The 14,720-nt window shown below is 74.6% G+C and carries 13 protein-coding genes; 11 read left to right on the top strand and 2 right to left on the bottom strand.

Going from position 1 to position 14,720, the window contains the following annotated elements; translation table 11 throughout:
* Positions 1-337 precede the first annotated feature (337 nt).
* Both ACIQ1J_RS14910 and ACIQ1J_RS14915 read left to right on the top strand, forming a co-directional pair.
* Entirely contained in the window at positions 338-1,795 is a 1,458-nt protein-coding gene (locus ACIQ1J_RS14910) for an NCS2 family permease (protein ID WP_403557104.1), read from the top strand.
* 52 nt (positions 1,796-1,847) lie between these two features.
* Positions 1,848-3,002 (top strand): XdhC family protein, encoded by a 1,155-nt coding sequence (locus ACIQ1J_RS14915; RefSeq protein ID WP_403557105.1) that lies wholly within the window; start codon positions 1,848-1,850, stop codon positions 3,000-3,002.
* Here the strand turns inward: ACIQ1J_RS14915 and ACIQ1J_RS14920 are convergent.
* Entirely contained in the window at positions 2,991-3,905 is a 915-nt protein-coding gene (locus tag ACIQ1J_RS14920; protein ID WP_403557106.1) for an endonuclease/exonuclease/phosphatase family protein, read from the bottom strand. The genes ACIQ1J_RS14915 and ACIQ1J_RS14920 overlap by 12 nt on opposite strands.
* Before the next feature lie 85 nt (positions 3,906-3,990).
* Entirely contained in the window at positions 3,991-4,431 is a 441-nt protein-coding gene (locus ACIQ1J_RS14925; protein ID WP_403557107.1) for an SRPBCC family protein, read from the bottom strand.
* A gap of 171 nt (positions 4,432-4,602) precedes the next feature.
* Between ACIQ1J_RS14925 and ACIQ1J_RS14930 the strand changes: the two genes are divergently transcribed.
* From ACIQ1J_RS14930 to rfaE2, 9 genes are all read left to right on the top strand, one after another.
* Positions 4,603-5,595: a UDP-glucuronic acid decarboxylase family protein gene (locus ACIQ1J_RS14930; protein WP_403557108.1), complete on the top strand. Its 993-nt coding sequence runs from the start codon at positions 4,603-4,605 to the stop codon at positions 5,593-5,595.
* Between the two features lie 226 nt (positions 5,596-5,821).
* Positions 5,822-7,462 (top strand): carbamoyltransferase, encoded by a 1,641-nt coding sequence (locus tag ACIQ1J_RS14935; RefSeq protein ID WP_403557109.1) that lies wholly within the window; start codon positions 5,822-5,824, stop codon positions 7,460-7,462.
* A complete protein-coding gene (locus ACIQ1J_RS14940; RefSeq protein ID WP_403557110.1) occupies positions 7,459-8,493 on the top strand; it encodes a glycosyltransferase in 1,035 nt (344 codons plus the stop codon). Before ACIQ1J_RS14935 ends, ACIQ1J_RS14940 begins: the two co-directional genes overlap by 4 nt.
* Positions 8,490-9,137, top strand: coding sequence for a D-glycero-alpha-D-manno-heptose-1,7-bisphosphate 7-phosphatase (locus tag ACIQ1J_RS14945; RefSeq protein WP_403557111.1), 648 nt, complete (start codon positions 8,490-8,492; stop codon positions 9,135-9,137). Before ACIQ1J_RS14940 ends, ACIQ1J_RS14945 begins: the two co-directional genes overlap by 4 nt.
* The gene (locus tag ACIQ1J_RS14950; protein WP_403557112.1) at positions 9,134-10,123 is read left to right on the top strand and encodes a glycosyltransferase family 9 protein; all 990 of its coding nucleotides are present in this window, start codon (positions 9,134-9,136) and stop codon (positions 10,121-10,123) included. Before ACIQ1J_RS14945 ends, ACIQ1J_RS14950 begins: the two co-directional genes overlap by 4 nt.
* A complete protein-coding gene (locus tag ACIQ1J_RS14955; protein ID WP_210963083.1) occupies positions 10,120-11,073 on the top strand; it encodes a glycosyltransferase in 954 nt (317 codons plus the stop codon). Before ACIQ1J_RS14950 ends, ACIQ1J_RS14955 begins: the two co-directional genes overlap by 4 nt.
* Positions 11,070-12,287 carry a glycosyltransferase family 4 protein gene (locus ACIQ1J_RS14960; RefSeq protein WP_403557113.1) on the top strand — a complete coding sequence of 406 codons (1,218 nt, stop codon included), beginning with the start codon at positions 11,070-11,072 and terminating at the stop codon, positions 12,285-12,287. Before ACIQ1J_RS14955 ends, ACIQ1J_RS14960 begins: the two co-directional genes overlap by 4 nt.
* Complete coding sequence (locus ACIQ1J_RS14965) at positions 12,287-12,895, top strand: SIS domain-containing protein (RefSeq protein ID WP_403557114.1); 609 nt, start codon at positions 12,287-12,289, stop codon at positions 12,893-12,895. Before ACIQ1J_RS14960 ends, ACIQ1J_RS14965 begins: the two co-directional genes overlap by 1 nt.
* An 8-nt stretch (positions 12,896-12,903) precedes the next feature.
* Positions 12,904-14,274, top strand: a complete 1,371-nt coding sequence (gene rfaE2 / locus ACIQ1J_RS14970; protein WP_403557115.1) for a D-glycero-beta-D-manno-heptose 1-phosphate adenylyltransferase — start codon at positions 12,904-12,906, stop codon at positions 14,272-14,274.
* Positions 14,275-14,720 lie beyond the last annotated feature (446 nt).

A 14,720-nucleotide genomic window follows, 5' to 3' on the forward strand; every position in this document is an offset into this window, starting at 1 on the left:
AACCGAGCCGAGCGGGGTCTGGTGCGTGCGGCTGCAAGCTGGAGGAGGGCGCCAGGGCCGAACCCTGGCAACCGACGACAACGCCGCAGATGTGCGTGCCAGACCCCGCGACCCCGGCAGGATCCGAAGGACACCCCCTGACCTCCGGGTGGCGTACGGAACGTCACACACTCCGCGCCGTCCGGAGCACAGCCCAAGTCCCGCTCCGCTCGCGGTGCTTGCAGCACCACCACACATGCGTTCGTCTCGGGCCGTCCCCCGGGTCGTGCATATCCCAAATCCCGCGACCGCCCCAGCGGCCGACCGGGTGCACCTATGAACCTTGGGAGACGGCCCCATGACCCAGCAGTCAGTGGAGCCCGAGACCACCGCCGATGACGCGGGCGCGGGTTCCCGCGTCCCCGCCGGACGGTCTTGGCTCGACCGGTACTTTCACATAACCCACAGAGGGTCGACGATCGCGCGTGAGGTGCGCGGCGGCACCACCACCTTCATGGCGATGGCCTACATCGTCCTGCTCAACCCCGTGATCCTGTCCGGCAAGGACTCCGCGGGGGACACCCTGGGCCAGAAGGCCCTGATCACCGCGACGGCGCTCGCCGCGGCGGTCACCACGCTCCTGATGGGATTCGTCGGCAAGGTGCCGCTCGCCCTGGCCGCCGGACTCTCGGTGTCCGGCGTGATCGCCGGCCAGGTCGTTCCCCAGATGACCTGGCCGCAGGCCATGGGCATGTGTGTGATGTACGGCGTGGTGATCATGCTGCTCGTGGTCACCGGGCTGCGCGAGATGATCATGAACGCCATCCCGCTCGCCCTCAAGCACGGCATCACCATGGGCATCGGCCTGTTCATCGCCATCATCGGCCTGGTCAAGGGCGGCTTCGTCCACCCGGGCGAGGCGACCCCGCTCACGCTCGGCCCCGCCGGTGAACTCGCCGGCTGGCCCGTACTGCTCTTCGCGGGCACCCTGCTGCTGATCTTCATGCTCCAGGCGCGCAACACTCCCGGCGCGATACTGATCGGCATCGTCAGCGGCACGATCGTCGCGCTGCTGCTGAACGCCTTCGGGGTCATCGACCCCAAGCAGTGGGCCAACGGCGCTCCGGAACTGCACGGCAGCGCCGTCTCCATGCCCGACTTCTCGCTCTTCGGCGAGCTGGAGTTCGGCGGCTGGGGCGAGGTCGGCGCGATGACGGTCGGCATGATCGTCTTCACGCTGGTGCTGGCCGGTTTCTTCGACGCGATGGCCACGATCATCGGCGTCGGCACCGAGGCCAGGCTCGCCGACGACAAGGGCCGGATGCCGGGCCTGTCGAAGGCGCTCTTCGTCGACGGCGCCGGTGGCGCGATCGGCGGTGTGGCGGGCGGCTCCGGCCAGACCGTGTTCGTCGAGTCCGCGACCGGCGTCGGCGAGGGTGCCCGCACCGGGCTCGCCTCCATGGTCACCGGCCTGTTCTTCGCGGCCTGCCTCTTCTTCACGCCGATCACCGCGATCGTGCCGCAGGAGGTCGCCTCCGCCGCGCTGGTCGTCATCGGCGCGATGATGATGATGAACGCCCGGCACGTGGACTGGGCCGACCGGGCCACCGCGGTCCCGGTCTTCCTGACCGTCGTCCTGATGCCGTTCACGTACTCCATCACGGCGGGTGTCGCCGCCGGCGTCATCTCCTACGTCGCCATCAAGGTCGCCCAGGGCAAGGCCCGGGAGATCGGCGCGTTCATGTGGGCGCTGACGCTCATCTTCATCGTCTACTTCGCCCTCAACCCGATCGAGGGCTGGCTGGGCGTGCACTAGCCGCTGCCACGGGAACCCCTTCCATATCACCGCTCTGTGAGGAGACCGACAGATGCTGGACATCGCCGAAGAGCTGAACCGGTGGGTCGAGCAGGGACGCGACTTCGCCGTGGCCACCGTGGTGGCCGTCGGTGGCAGCGCCCCCCGCCAGCCCGGCGCCGCCCTCGCGGTGGACGCCGACGGCACGGCGATCGGCTCGGTCTCCGGCGGCTGTGTGGAGGGGGCCGTGTACGAGCTGTGCCGGCAGGCGCTGGACGACGGCGAAACCGTCCTGGAGCGCTTCGGCTACAGCGACGAGGACGCCTTCGCCGTGGGTCTGACCTGCGGCGGTGTCATCGACATCCTCGTCACTCCGGTACGGGCGGACGACCCCGCCCGTCCGGTCCTCGCCACCGCGCTCACCGTCGCCGCGCGAGGAGAGGCGGCGGCGGTGGCCCGAATCGTGAGCGGACCGGCGGAACTGACGGGCCGCGCGCTCGTCGTCCGCCCGGACGGCTCCCGCGCCGCCGGCGGTTTCGGCGCCCACCCCGAACTGGACCGCACGGTGGCCGCCGAGGCGGGCGCCTTCCTGGACGCCGGCCGCACCGGCACGCTGGAGATCGGAGAGCAGGGCTCGCGTTGCGGAGCACCGCTCACACTTCTGGTCGAGTCCTCGGTCCCGGCACCCCGCATGATCGTCTTCGGTGCGATCGACTTCGCCTCGGCGCTGGTCCGCGTCGGCAAGTTCCTCGGCTACCACGTGACGGTGTGCGACGCGCGCCCCGTCTTCGCGACGAAGGTCCGCTTCCCGGACGCGGACGAGATCGTCGTCGAGTGGCCCCACGAGTACCTGGGGCGCACCGAGGTCGACGCACGCACGGTGCTGTGCGTCCTGACCCACGACGCCAAGTTCGACGTACCACTGCTCAAGCTGGCGCTGCGCCTTCCGGTGGCCTACGTCGGTGCGATGGGCTCCCGCCGCACCCACCTCGACCGCAACACCCGCCTGCGCGAGGTCGGCGTGACCGACCTGGAGCTGGCCCGTCTCAGGTCCCCCATCGGCCTCGACCTCGGCGCCCGCACCCCCGAGGAGACGGCCCTCTCCATCGCCGCCGAGATAGTCGCGGCCCGCCGCGGTGGCACGGGCGCCTCGCTGACCGGCGCCCACACCCCCATCCACCACGACGGCCCGACGGCACCGGCCGGCCGGATCGGCTCAGTGGCCTGAGACACGGGAGCCGTCCCAGGCCCCGCCCGGCCCCTTCCCCGGCTTCCGTGACAGAGAGACGTCCGCGACCACCGGCCGGTGGTCCGAGGCCACAGGCTCGTCCGGCACCGAGGCGCCGTGCACCCGCACGCCCTTGCCCACGGCCACGTAGTCGATCCGCTTCACGGGCGCCGCGGCCGGATATGTGCCGCCGGTGCCCGTCCCGGCGTCGCGCAGGTCCGCCCACAGCGGTCGCAGTTCGGGAGCCGAGGGCTCGGCGTTGAAGTCGCCGAGCAGCACCTGTCGTGCCCCCGGCAGGGTCGCCCGCTCCCGCGCCATGATCCGCCGGGTGTCGGCGACCTGCGCCTCCCTGACCGCCGGGTCGGAGCGGTAGTCGAGGTGGGTGACGAACACCTGGACCGGCACCCCGCGCACCTTCAGCGTCACCTCGCCGAACCCGGGCGCGGGCGCCGGCACCGGGTTCTCGTCCTGGGTGGACAGCCGCGTGATCTCGTGGTTCGCCGCGGAGCGGATCGGGAAGCGGGACAGCACCGCCACGCCGTACTCGCGCCGCGGGCCCCCGGCCTCCACGGGGTCGAGGCTGTAGATCGGCGCGAACGACACCCGCATGCCGAGCCGCCGCGCCAACTCCCCGGCGACGTCGAGCCCCTGACTGCGCGACCCCCAGTGCACGTCGACCTCCTGGAGGCCGATCACATCGGCGTCGAGGGCGCGCAGCGCGGCGGCCTGCCGGTCGAGGTCGAAGACGCCGTCCGACCCCGTTCCGGCATGGACGTTGTACGTGGCGACGCGCAGCGGGACGGAGGTGCCCCGGTCGGCGGAGGCGGCCGGGGCCGCCACCGCCAGGCTCAACAAGGCACCGGCTGCGGACAGTTGGACGAGAGTGCGCGCTCTGGCAGACATGCCGGCACGGTACGCGGGAAACGCCCCGGGCGTGGCGTACGACGCGATCCCGTCGGCGACCCGTACCTCGTACGCGCCCCGCGGTTCACGGATGCCGCAGCAGCCGGTTGACCGCGCGGCCGAAGACGTACCGCCCCGCGCGGCCCAGGGCGCCGTCGAAGAGGGACGGCAGCGGGCGGACGCGCAGATCCTCGCGCCACAGGACGCGGGTCCGGCCGCCGGGGCCCGGGTGGACCTCGATCTCCGCCCAGCCCCTCACCAGCCGGCCGCGTTTCTCCAGCCGGCACCGGCCGGGGGCGTCGTCCCGCGGCGGCTCCCAGACGGTCACCTCCATCCTGTCGTCGAAGGCGAGCGGGCCGGCGCCGGTGCGGGCCACGATCACCGTGCCGCGGCGGGTGGGGCCGGGCGTGCTGACGGCGACCCGGGTCAGCGGCACGGCGTCGCCGTGCCGCTGCCATTCGGTGAGCCGGCGCCAGGCCTCGTCCAGCGGAAGCGGGGCGGTGCGTTCGAGCGAGAAGGTGACCACGGGGCGATCGTAGGCAACCAGCCGTGGGTGACCAGCGAGGGACCTGCCCGGCTCGGCCTTGCCGAGGGCCGACAGCCGGTTCATGTATATCGAATATAAGTTCGAGGTAGTGGGGTGTTCACCGGGTTACTCAGCCGACACGCAAGTGACGGTGAAAGAGAGGAGGACCCCGTGAGCGAGAGCCCCCTGGGCGACAGCCCCGTGAGTGGACGCGTCTGGCGCCGGGCCCTGGTGACCGGCGGCGCCGGATTCGTGGGATCCCACCTGTGCGGCCGCCTGCTCGAAGCCGGCACCGACGTGGTGTGCCTCGACAACCTGGCCACCGGCTCCCGGGGCAACGTGGCCGACCTGGAACGCCACCGCGGCTTCCGGTTCGTCCACGCCGACGCCACCGACCCGGCCGCCGTGCGCCGCCTGCCCGGCCGGTTCGACCTGGTCCTGCACTTCGCCTGCCCGGCCTCGCCCGCCGACTACCTCCGGCTGCCCCTGGAGACCCTCGACGTCGGCAGCACCGGCACCCGCAACGCCCTGGAGCGGGCCCGTGCCGACGGCGCCCGCTTCCTGCTCGCCTCCACCTCCGAGGTCTACGGCGACCCGCTGGAACACCCGCAGCGCGAGACCTACTGGGGCAACGTCAACCCGACCGGCCCGCGCAGCGTCTACGACGAGTCCAAGCGCTTCGCCGAGGCGCTGGTCACCGCCCACCGCCAGGTGCACGGCACCGACGCCGCCATCGTCCGCATCTTCAACACCTACGGCCCCCGTATGCGTACCGGCGACGGCCGCGCCGTACCCACCTTCATCGCGCAGGCCCTGGACGGAATGCCGCTCACCGTCGCCGGCGACGGCGGCCAGACCCGCTCCCTGTGCTACGTCGACGACACCGTCGACGGCGTCCTGGCACTCGCCGGGTCCGGCGAGAGCGGGCCGATGAACATCGGCGGCGCGGACGAGATCACCATGCTGGAACTGGCCCGCCGCGTCGTCGAGCTCACCGGCTCCGGTTCCCGCATCCGCTTCGTCGAGCGCCCCGTCGACGACCCCGGCCGGCGCAAGCCCGACACCACCCTGGCCCGGGAACGGCTCGGCTGGCAGCCGCGGGTCGGGTGGAGCGAGGGGCTGGAGCGGACCATCGGCTGGTTCGCGCACTCGGTCGCCGCTTGATCCGTAACGCACGCGGCCACTTAATGCGACATAGCGGTTCATGTCCGGAAGTGAGTTGTCTTCAAGTGTTTGAGGTGACTACGCCGCGGCACCCGCGAGCCGAGAGAGACCAGGAACAACCAGAGATACCCAGCGCGACCAGAGAGACCCAGCGCGACCAGAGAGACCCAGCGCGACCAGAGAGTCCCAGCAACACCCACGAGCCGCCCGGGACGGAGCACCCCCCATGCGCATCCTTGGTATCAACGCCCTGTTCCACGACCCGGCCGCCGCACTCGTCGTCGACGGCCGGACCGTTGCGGCCGCCGAGGAAGAGCGCTTCAGCCGCCGCAAGCACGGCAAGCGTCCCGTGCCCTTCTCCGCGTGGGAGGTGCCGGAACTGTCGGCGCGGTGGTGCCTGGAGCACGCCGGGGTGCGGCCCGGGGAACTGGACGCCGTCGCGTACTCCTTCGACCCCAAGCTCGCCCGGCCCGCCCGGGACATGGGCCTGGACGACCCCTGGGACCCGCTGCGGCTGGAGTACGCCCGCCGCGCCCCCGAGTTCCTCGCCGAGGCGCTGCCCGGGCTCGACCCCGACCAGGTCGTCTTCGTCCCGCACCACGTGGCGCACGCCGCCTCCGCCGGACCGGCCTCACCACACCCCGACAACGACGTCCTCGTCCTCGACGGACGCGGCGAGTCCGCCTCCCACCTGGCCGGCCGCTACCGCGACGGCAAGCTCGACACCCTCGCCACGCAGGCGCTCCCGCACTCGCTCGGCCTGGTCTACGAGGAACTGACCGAGCACCTCGGCTTCCTCCGCAGCAGCGACGAGTACAAGGTGATGGCCCTCGCCTCCTACGGCACCCCCCGCCACCTCGACCGCCTGCGCGAGCACATCCACGCCACCGGCGACGGCGGCTTCCGCGCCCACGGCGTCGACTGGGCGGCCCTCGCCCCGGCCCGCGCCAAGGGCGAGGACTGGACGAAGGACCACGCCGACCTCGCCGCGAGCACCCAGGCCGTACTGGAGGAACTGCTCCTCGAACTCGTCCACTGGCTGCACCGCGAGGCCGGGGGAGAGGCCCTGACCATGGCCGGGGGCGTCGCGCTCAACTGCGTCGCCAACTCGAGGATCGCCGCCAGCGGCCCGTACCGGCACGTGTGGGTGCAGCCCGCCGCCGGTGACGCGGGCACGGCCCTCGGCAGCGCCCTGCACGTCGCCGCCGCCCAGGAGGGCGCCGCTCCCGAGCCCATGCCCGGCGCCGACCTCGGCCGCGGCTGGAGCGACGAGGAGATCCGCGCCTGGCTGGAGAGGGCCGCGATCCCCTACGAGGAGCCGGACGACATCGCCGAGACGGTCGCCGAGGAACTGGCCCGGGACGGCGTCGTCGCCTGGTTCCAGGGGCGCAGCGAATTCGGGCCGCGCGCCCTCGGCCACCGCTCCCTGCTGGCCCACCCGGGCCGCGCGGCGAACCTGGAGCGGCTCAACCAGGTCAAGGGCCGCGAGGAGTTCCGCCCCGTCGCGCCCATGGTGCTGGCCGACCGCGCCGCCGACATCTTCAGCGGGCCGATCCCCAGCCCGTACATGCTCTTCGTGCACGACGTCGCCGCCGCCTGGCGCGACCGCATCCCGGCCGTCGTGCACGTCGACGGCACCGCCCGCATCCAGACCGTGGAGGAGCGCCGCGAGCCGCTCGTCGCGCGGATGCTGAACGCCTTCGAACGGCGCACCGGGCTGCCCGTCGTGGTCAACACCAGCCTCAACACCGCGGGGCGGCCCATGGTCGACGACCCGCGCGACGCGCTGGAGTGCTTCGGCTCCGCCCCCGTGGACCTGCTGGCCATCGGCCCGTTCGCGGTGCGCCGGGGGAAGGCGTTCGCATGAGCGGCGCACCCTCGACCGGTGGCCCCCTGACCGGCTACGCCGTGGTCGTCCCCACCCTCGTGCGCGACACGCTGGCCGACTGCCTGGCCGCGCTGGCGGCCGCGACCGGCCCCGGCCCCGACGAGATCATCCTCGTCGACGACCGGCCCGGCCCGGACGCCGACCCGGACGCGCTGGAACACCCCCTGACCGTCCTCGGCGACCTGCGCGAACGCGCGGTGGTGCTGCGCAGCGGGGGCCGGGGCCCCGCCGCCGCCCGCAACACCGGCATCCGCGCGGTCACCTCGCCCTGGACCGCCTTCCTCGACGACGACGTCCAGGTCGGCCCGCACTGGTGCGACCAACTGGTCCAGGACCTCGCCGAGGCGGCCCCCGACACCGGTGCCGTGCAGGGCGTGATCGCCGTGCCGCTGCCCGGCGAGCGCCGCCCCACCGACTGGGAGCGCGGCACCGCCGGTCTCGCCCGGGCCCAGTGGATCACCGCCGACATGGCCTACCGCACGGACGTGCTCAAGCAGGTCGACGGCTTCGACGAACGCTTCACCCGCGCCTTCCGCGAGGACGCCGACCTCGCGCTGCGCGTCCTCGACGCGGGCTGGCGCATCCGGCGGGGCCGCCGCACCACCCGACACCCCGTACGCGACGCCTCCCGCTGGGCGTCCCTGAAGCAGCAGCGGGGCAACGCCGACGACGCCCTGATGCGGCGGCTGCACGGCCCCGACTGGTGGGCCAAGGCGGTGGCGCCCAAGGGCCGGATCCGACGCCACGCGGCGATCACCACCGCCGGCGCGGCCGCCCTCGCCCTCGCCGCCGCCGGCCGGCCCCGCGCCGCCGCGGCCGCCGGGCTCGGGTGGGCCGCGGGCACTGCCGAGTTCGCCCGGGCCCGCATCACTCCCGGCCCGCGCACCCGCCACGAGGTCACGACCATGCTGGTCACCAGCGCGCTCATCCCGCCCGCCGCGACGTGGCACCGGCTGAGCGGAATGTGGCGGCACCGCCGCGCCCCCGCCTGGCGGGAGGTGGCCGCATGAGCCCCGTCAGGGCCGTGCTCTTCGACCGCGACGGCACCCTCGTCCACGACGTCCCCTACAACGGCGACCCGGAGCGGGTCCGGCCGGTCGAGGGCGCCCGCGAGGCGGTCGCGCTGCTGCGCGCACACGACATCCGCACCGGCGTCGTCACCAACCAGTCCGGCGTCGCCCGCGGCCTCATCAGCGACGCCGACGTCCGCCACGTCAACCGGCGGATCGACGACCTCGTCGGCCCCTTCGACGTCTGGGCGATCTGCCCGCACGGCCCCGACGACGGCTGCCGCTGCCGCAAGCCGCAGCCCGGCCTCGTCCTCTGGGCGGCCGGACGCATCTGCACCGCCCCCGCCGACTGCGTCGTCATCGGCGACATCGGCGCCGACACGGAGGCCGCCGAACGCGCGGGCGCCCACGGCATCCTCGTCCCCAACGCGCAGACCCGCCCGCAGGAGACGGCCACCGCGGCCCATGTCGCGCCGGACCTGCTGACCGCCGTACGGGCGGTACTCGCGGGCCCGCCCGAGGGCCGGAACCTCGCGGACGAACGGCCCGTCGGCGCGGCCTTGCGGACGGAGACGGCACCCGTCCCCGCTCCCGAGGCGGCCCCGTCACGTGCCGCCGCAGAAACCCGCGGGAGGCCGCGATGAAGGCACTCGTCACCCGGCTCGACAGTTTCGGCGACGTACTGCTCGCCGGACCCGCCGTGCGGGCCGTGGCCGCCCGGGCCGACCACGTCACCATGTTGTGCGGATCGCGCGGCGCGCCCGCCGCCCGCCTGCTGCCCGGCGTGGACGAGGTGCTGGTGTGGGACGCGCCGTGGGGCGGGTTCCAGCCGCCCGACGTGAGCCGGGCGGACATCGACGCGCTCGCGGACCGGATCGACGCCGACACCGCGCTGATCCTCACCTCCTTCCACCAGTCCCCGCTGCCCACCGCCCTGGTCCTGCGCCTGGCCGGCGTCCGGCACATCGCCGCGGACAGCGTGGACTACCCCGGCGCCCTCCTCGACCTGCGCCACCGGCGCGCCCCGCACGCCCACGAGGCCGAAGCGGCGCTCGACCTCGCCGAGGCGGCCGGGTTCCCCCGCCCCGACGACGGGCGGCTGCGCGTGCGCACGCCGCCCCGCGCCGACGCGCTGACCGGCCCCGGCCCCTACGTCGTGCTCCACCCGGGCGCCAGCGTCCCCGCCCGCGCCTGGAGCCGCGAACGCGCCGCCGAGGCCGTGCGCGAACTCGCCGCCGCCGGGCACCGCGTGCTGGTCACCGGCGGCCCCGACGAACGCGACCTCACCGCCTACGTCGCGGGCGAACACGGCACCGACCTGGGCGGCCGCACCGAGGCCCCGGAACTGTCCGGCGTCCTCGCGGGCGCCGCCGTCGTCGTCACCGGCAACACCGCGCCCGCCCACCTCGCCGCCGCCGTCGGCACCCCGGTCGTGTCCCTGTTCGCCCCCGTCGTACCGGCGGAGCGCTGGCGGCCGTACGGCGTCCCGTACGTCCTGCTCGGCGACCAGGACGCGCCCTGCGCGGACAGCCGGGCCCGGGACTGCCCCGTCCCCGGCCATCCCTGCCTGAACACCGTCACGGCCACCGACGTGGCGGCCGCCGTCGAGAAACTCCTGGGGGAGGCATGAGGATCCTCATCTGGCACGTGCACGGGTCGTGGACCACGGCCTTCGTACAGGGCCCGCACACCTACCTCGTCCCCGTCACCCCGGACCGCGGGCCCGACGGCCGCGGCCGCGCCCGCACCTGGGACTGGCCCGACTCCGTGGTGGAAGTGCCACCGCAGCGGCTGCGGGACGAGCACATCGACCTCGTGATCATCCAGCGCCCGCACGAACTCGCCCTGGTCGACGCGTGGCTCGGCCGCCGCCCCCCGCTGGTGTACCTGGAGCACAACGCCCCCGGCGGGGACGTGCCCGACACCCGCCACCCCGCCGCGGACCTCCCCGACGTCACCACCCTCGTCCACGTCACCCACTTCAACCGGCTGATGTGGGACGCGGGCCCGACGGAGACGACGGTCGTCGAGCACGGCATCGTCGACCCCGGCCACCGCTGGACCGGTGAGCTGGACCGCGCCGCCGTCGTCGTCAACGAGCCGATCCGACGCGGGCGTACGACCGGAACCGACCTGCTCCCCGCGTTCTCCCGCGCCGCCCCGCTCGACGTCTTCGGCATGCGCACCGAGGGACTCGCCGAGCACATCGGCGTCGACCCCGAACGCTGCCGTACACAGGACGTCCCGCAGAGCGACCTGCACACCGAACTGGCCCGCCGCCGCGTCTACGTCCACCCCGTCCGCTGGACCTCCCTCGGCCTGTCCCTCCTGGAGGCCATGCACCTCGGCATGCCCGTGGTCGCCCTCGCCACCACCGAGGTGACCGAGGCCGTGCCTCCCGGCGCCGGAGTGGTCTCCAACCGCATCGACGTACTGACCGACGCCGTACGCGACTTCCTCGCCGACCCGCCGCACGCGCGGACGGCCGGCGACGGGGCCCGTGCGGCGGCCCTGTCCCGCTACGGGCTGTCCCGCTTCCTGGACGACTGGGAGCGGCTGCTGAAGGAGGTGACCCGATGAGGATCGCCATGGTGTCCGAGCACGCGAGCCCCCTCGCCGCGCTCGGCGGCGTCGACGCCGGTGGACAGAACGTCTACGTGGCCCGCCTCACCGAGGAGTTGGCCAAGCGCGGCCACGACGTCACGGTCTACACCCGCCGGGACGCCACCGGTCCGCCCGACCGGGTGCCGCTGCCCGGCGGCGCGGTCGTCGAGCACGTGCCGGCCGGGCCGCCCGCGGTCGTGCCCAAGGACGAACTGTTCCCGCACATGCCCGCCTTCGGCGCCCACCTGGCCCGCGCCTGGGCCCGGGAGACACCCGACGTGGTGCACGCCCACTTCTGGATGTCCGGCATGGCCTCGCAGATCGGCGCCCGGCCGCACGGCGTCCCCCTCGTGCAGACGTTCCACGCCCTCGGCACCGTCAAGCGGCGCCACCAGGGCATGCGGGACACCAGCCCGTACGAGCGCATCGGCATCGAACGACAGCTGGGCCGGGCCTGCGAACGGGTCCTGGCCACCTGCACCGACGAGGTCGTCGAACTCGGCGACATGGGCGTACCGCCCCGGCAGGTGTCCGTCGTCCCCTGCGGTGTCGACGCCGAGCACTTCCACCCCACCGCCGACACCGGCCGCACTCCCGCCCGACGGCAGCGGCACCGCCTGCTCGCCTGCGGCCGGCTCGTGCCCCGCAAGGGCTACGACCAGGCCATCCGCGCCCTGGCCCACGTCCCCGACACCGAACTTCTCATCGCGGGCGGCCCGCCCGCCGGCGGCCTCGACGCCGACCCCGAGGCACAGCGCCTGACCGCGCTCGCCCGCCGCACCGGCGCCGCCGACCGGGTCCGGCTGCTCGGCGCGGTCGATCCCGAGGACATGCCCGCCCTGCTCCGCAGCGCCGACCTGGTGCTGTGCACGCCGGTCTACGAGCCCTTCGGCATCGTGCCGCTGGAGGCGATGGCCTGCGGCGTGCCCGTCCTCGCCACCGACGTCGGCGGCCACCGCGACTCCGTGTCCGACGGGACCACGGGCCGCCTGGTCACCCCGCAGGACCCCGAGGCCATCGCGGACGCCGCCCGCGAACTCCTCGCCGACGAACGGCTGCGCCGCCAGTACGGCAGGAACGGCCGCGAACGCGTCCTGCGGCACTACACCTGGGCGCGCGTCGCCGACGGCGCGGAACAGGTGTACCGCCTGACCCTCGCCGGCCACGCGCTGTCGAAGGAGGTGGCGTGATGACCGTGCACCCGCCCGTCGTCGGGCACTGCGACGAACTCCAGGAGGCGCTGGGGGCATTCCGCGCCTCCGCGCACATCACCGAACGCTGGGGTTCCCGGCTCGCCGCCGTCCTCTCCGGCGGCGGCCGGCTGCTGGCCGCGGGCAACGGCGGCAGCGCCGCCCAGGCGCAGCACCTGACCGCCGAACTCGTCGGCCGCTACCGCGACGACCGCCCGCCGTTCTCCGCCATCGCCCTGCACGCCGACACGTCCTCCACGACCGCCATCGCCAACGACTACGGCGTCGACGAGGTGTTCGCCCGCCAGGTCCGCGCCCACGGCCGCGACGGCGACGTGCTGATGCTGCTGTCCACCAGCGGCGCCAGCGCCAACCTGCTCTCCGCGGCCGACGCCGCCCGCGCGGCCGGCGTGCACGTGTGGGCACTCACCGGCTGCGAGCCCAACCCGCTCATGGCGGGCAGCGACGAGTCCCTGTGCGTGGCAGCCCCCTCGGCGGCCACCGTCCAGGAGATCCACCTGGTCGCCGTGCACATGATCTGCGCGGCCTTCGACGCGGCCCTGGAGCGGGGCGTACGGGGTGCGGGTGGCAAGGGAACGCGGAGGTGACGGTACGTATGGCTGACAGGACCCCCCTGGTCGTGGTCGGCGACGCCCTGCTGGACCGCGACCTGACCGGCTCCGCCGACCGCCTCGCGCCCGACGCGCCGGTCCCGGTCGTGTCGGAGTGCGCCGAGCGCGTACGCCCCGGCGGCGCCGCGCTCGCCGCGTATCTCGCCGCCCGTGACGGCCGCGAGGTCACGCTGATCGCGGGCGCGGGAGACGACCCGGCCAGTCTGGCCCTGCGCGAACTCCTCGCCCCCTGGCTGACCCTGATCGCCCTCCCCCTCACCGGAACGCTGCCCGAGAAGACCCGCGTCCTGGCGCAGGGCCGCCCCGTCGTCCGCCTCGACCGCGGCGCCGGCCGGGCCCGCGAGGCCACGGACGAGGCCCGCGCCGCGCTGCACTCCGCCCGGGCCGTGCTGGTCTCCGACTACGGCCGCGGCACGGCGGACGCCCTGCGGGACGTACTAACCGCGCGCCCGCCGCTGGTCTGGGACCCGCACCCGCGCGGCGGCCCGCCGGTCCCCGGCACCCGGCTGGTGACACCGGCCGAGAAGGAGGCGCACGGCTTCGCACCGCGCGACGGCCACCCGGGCGGGGGACTGCGCGCCGCCGCGCTCAACGCCGCCGCCCTGGTACGGGACTGGCGGGTGGCCGCGGTGACGGTGACCCTCGGCTCCCGGGGGGCCCTCCTCTCCTACGGCGAACACCCCCTGCTCGTCCCCGCGCCCGCCGCCCACCACGGCGACTCCTGCGGCGCGGGGGACCGGTTCGCCGCCACCGCCGCCGGGCTGCTCGCCGACGGTGCGCTGGTGGGGGAGGCCGTCGAGGGCGCGGTGGGCGCCGCGACGGCATTCGTCGCCGCGGGCGGCGCGGGAGCCCTGCCCCCCGCCGGCACGGGCCCCGTGTCACCCTCCTCGCCCGACACCGACGACCCGCACGCCCTGGCCGCCCGCATCCGCGCCCAGCACGGCACGGTGGTCGCCGCGGGCGGCTGCTTCGACCTGCTGCACGCCGGGCACGTCGGCCTCCTCCAGGCCGCCCGGCGGCTCGGCGACTGCCTGGTCGTCTGCGTCAACTCCGACGCCTCCGTCCAGCGCCGCAAGGGCGACGGCCGCCCCGTCAACCCCCTCAGCGACCGCGTCCGCGTGCTGCGCGCCCTGGCCTGCGTCGACGCGGTCGCCGTCTTCGACGAGGACACCCCCGAACGCCTCCTCGGCGACCTGCGTCCCGACGTCTGGGTCAAGGGCGGCGACTACGCCGGCGCGGACCTCCCCGAGGCCGCCCTCCTCCAGGAGTGGGGCGGCCAGGCGGTCCTCCTGCCCTACCTGGACGGCCGCTCCTCGACGGCCCTGATGGCCCGCGCCGCGGAGGGCGTGCGATGACCCACGACCCCCCGACCCCGGCGCGCGGCCGAGCCGCCCCCGCCCCACCGCCCGCCGTCGACCTGCCGACGAACGCCGCCACGTCCCCTGCCTCGACGGGAGACCTTGCGCCTTCGGCGTCCACCGGTGGGTCCGTGACGGGCGGTCCAGTGCCTGCGGTGTCGGTGGGTGGGTCTGTGGCGGGGGGCTTTGTGCCTGTGGTGTCGGCCGGTGGGTCTGTGGCGGGCGGTCCTGTGCCTTTGGTGTCGGTGGGTGGGTCTGTGGCGGGGGGCTTTGTGCCTGTGGTGTCGGCCGGTGGGCCCGTGACGGGTGAACCGGTGCCTTCGGTGTCCGACGGTGGGCCCGTGGCGGCCCGCCTCGCGCCTGCGGCGTCCGCCGGTGGGCCCGTGACGGGCGATCCCGTGCATCCGCCGTCCGGCGGGACGGCGCACCCGCCCGGCGCCGGG

Source organism: Streptomyces sp. NPDC097107, assembly GCF_044762405.1.
Lineage (GTDB): Bacteria > Actinomycetota > Actinomycetes > Streptomycetales > Streptomycetaceae > Streptomyces > Streptomyces thinghirensis.

Excerpts from the sequence above, each read along its gene's own strand:
- ACIQ1J_RS14910 (WP_403557104.1), top strand. The coding sequence starts at position 338 with ATGACCCAGCAGTCAGTGGAGCCCGAGACCACCGCCGATGACGCGGGC.
- ACIQ1J_RS14915 (WP_403557105.1), top strand. The coding sequence starts at position 1,848 with ATGCTGGACATCGCCGAAGAGCTGAACCGGTGGGTCGAGCAGGGACGC.
- ACIQ1J_RS14920 (WP_403557106.1), bottom strand. The coding sequence starts at position 3,905 with ATGTCTGCCAGAGCGCGCACTCTCGTCCAACTGTCCGCAGCCGGTGCC.
- ACIQ1J_RS14935 (WP_403557109.1), top strand. The coding sequence starts at position 5,822 with ATGCGCATCCTTGGTATCAACGCCCTGTTCCACGACCCGGCCGCCGCA.
- ACIQ1J_RS14940 (WP_403557110.1), top strand. The coding sequence starts at position 7,459 with ATGAGCGGCGCACCCTCGACCGGTGGCCCCCTGACCGGCTACGCCGTG.
- ACIQ1J_RS14945 (WP_403557111.1), top strand. The coding sequence starts at position 8,490 with ATGAGCCCCGTCAGGGCCGTGCTCTTCGACCGCGACGGCACCCTCGTC.
- ACIQ1J_RS14950 (WP_403557112.1), top strand. The coding sequence starts at position 9,134 with ATGAAGGCACTCGTCACCCGGCTCGACAGTTTCGGCGACGTACTGCTC.
- ACIQ1J_RS14955 (WP_210963083.1), top strand. The coding sequence starts at position 10,120 with ATGAGGATCCTCATCTGGCACGTGCACGGGTCGTGGACCACGGCCTTC.
- ACIQ1J_RS14960 (WP_403557113.1), top strand. The coding sequence starts at position 11,070 with ATGAGGATCGCCATGGTGTCCGAGCACGCGAGCCCCCTCGCCGCGCTC.
- ACIQ1J_RS14965 (WP_403557114.1), top strand. The coding sequence starts at position 12,287 with ATGACCGTGCACCCGCCCGTCGTCGGGCACTGCGACGAACTCCAGGAG.
- rfaE2 (WP_403557115.1), top strand. The coding sequence starts at position 12,904 with ATGGCTGACAGGACCCCCCTGGTCGTGGTCGGCGACGCCCTGCTGGAC.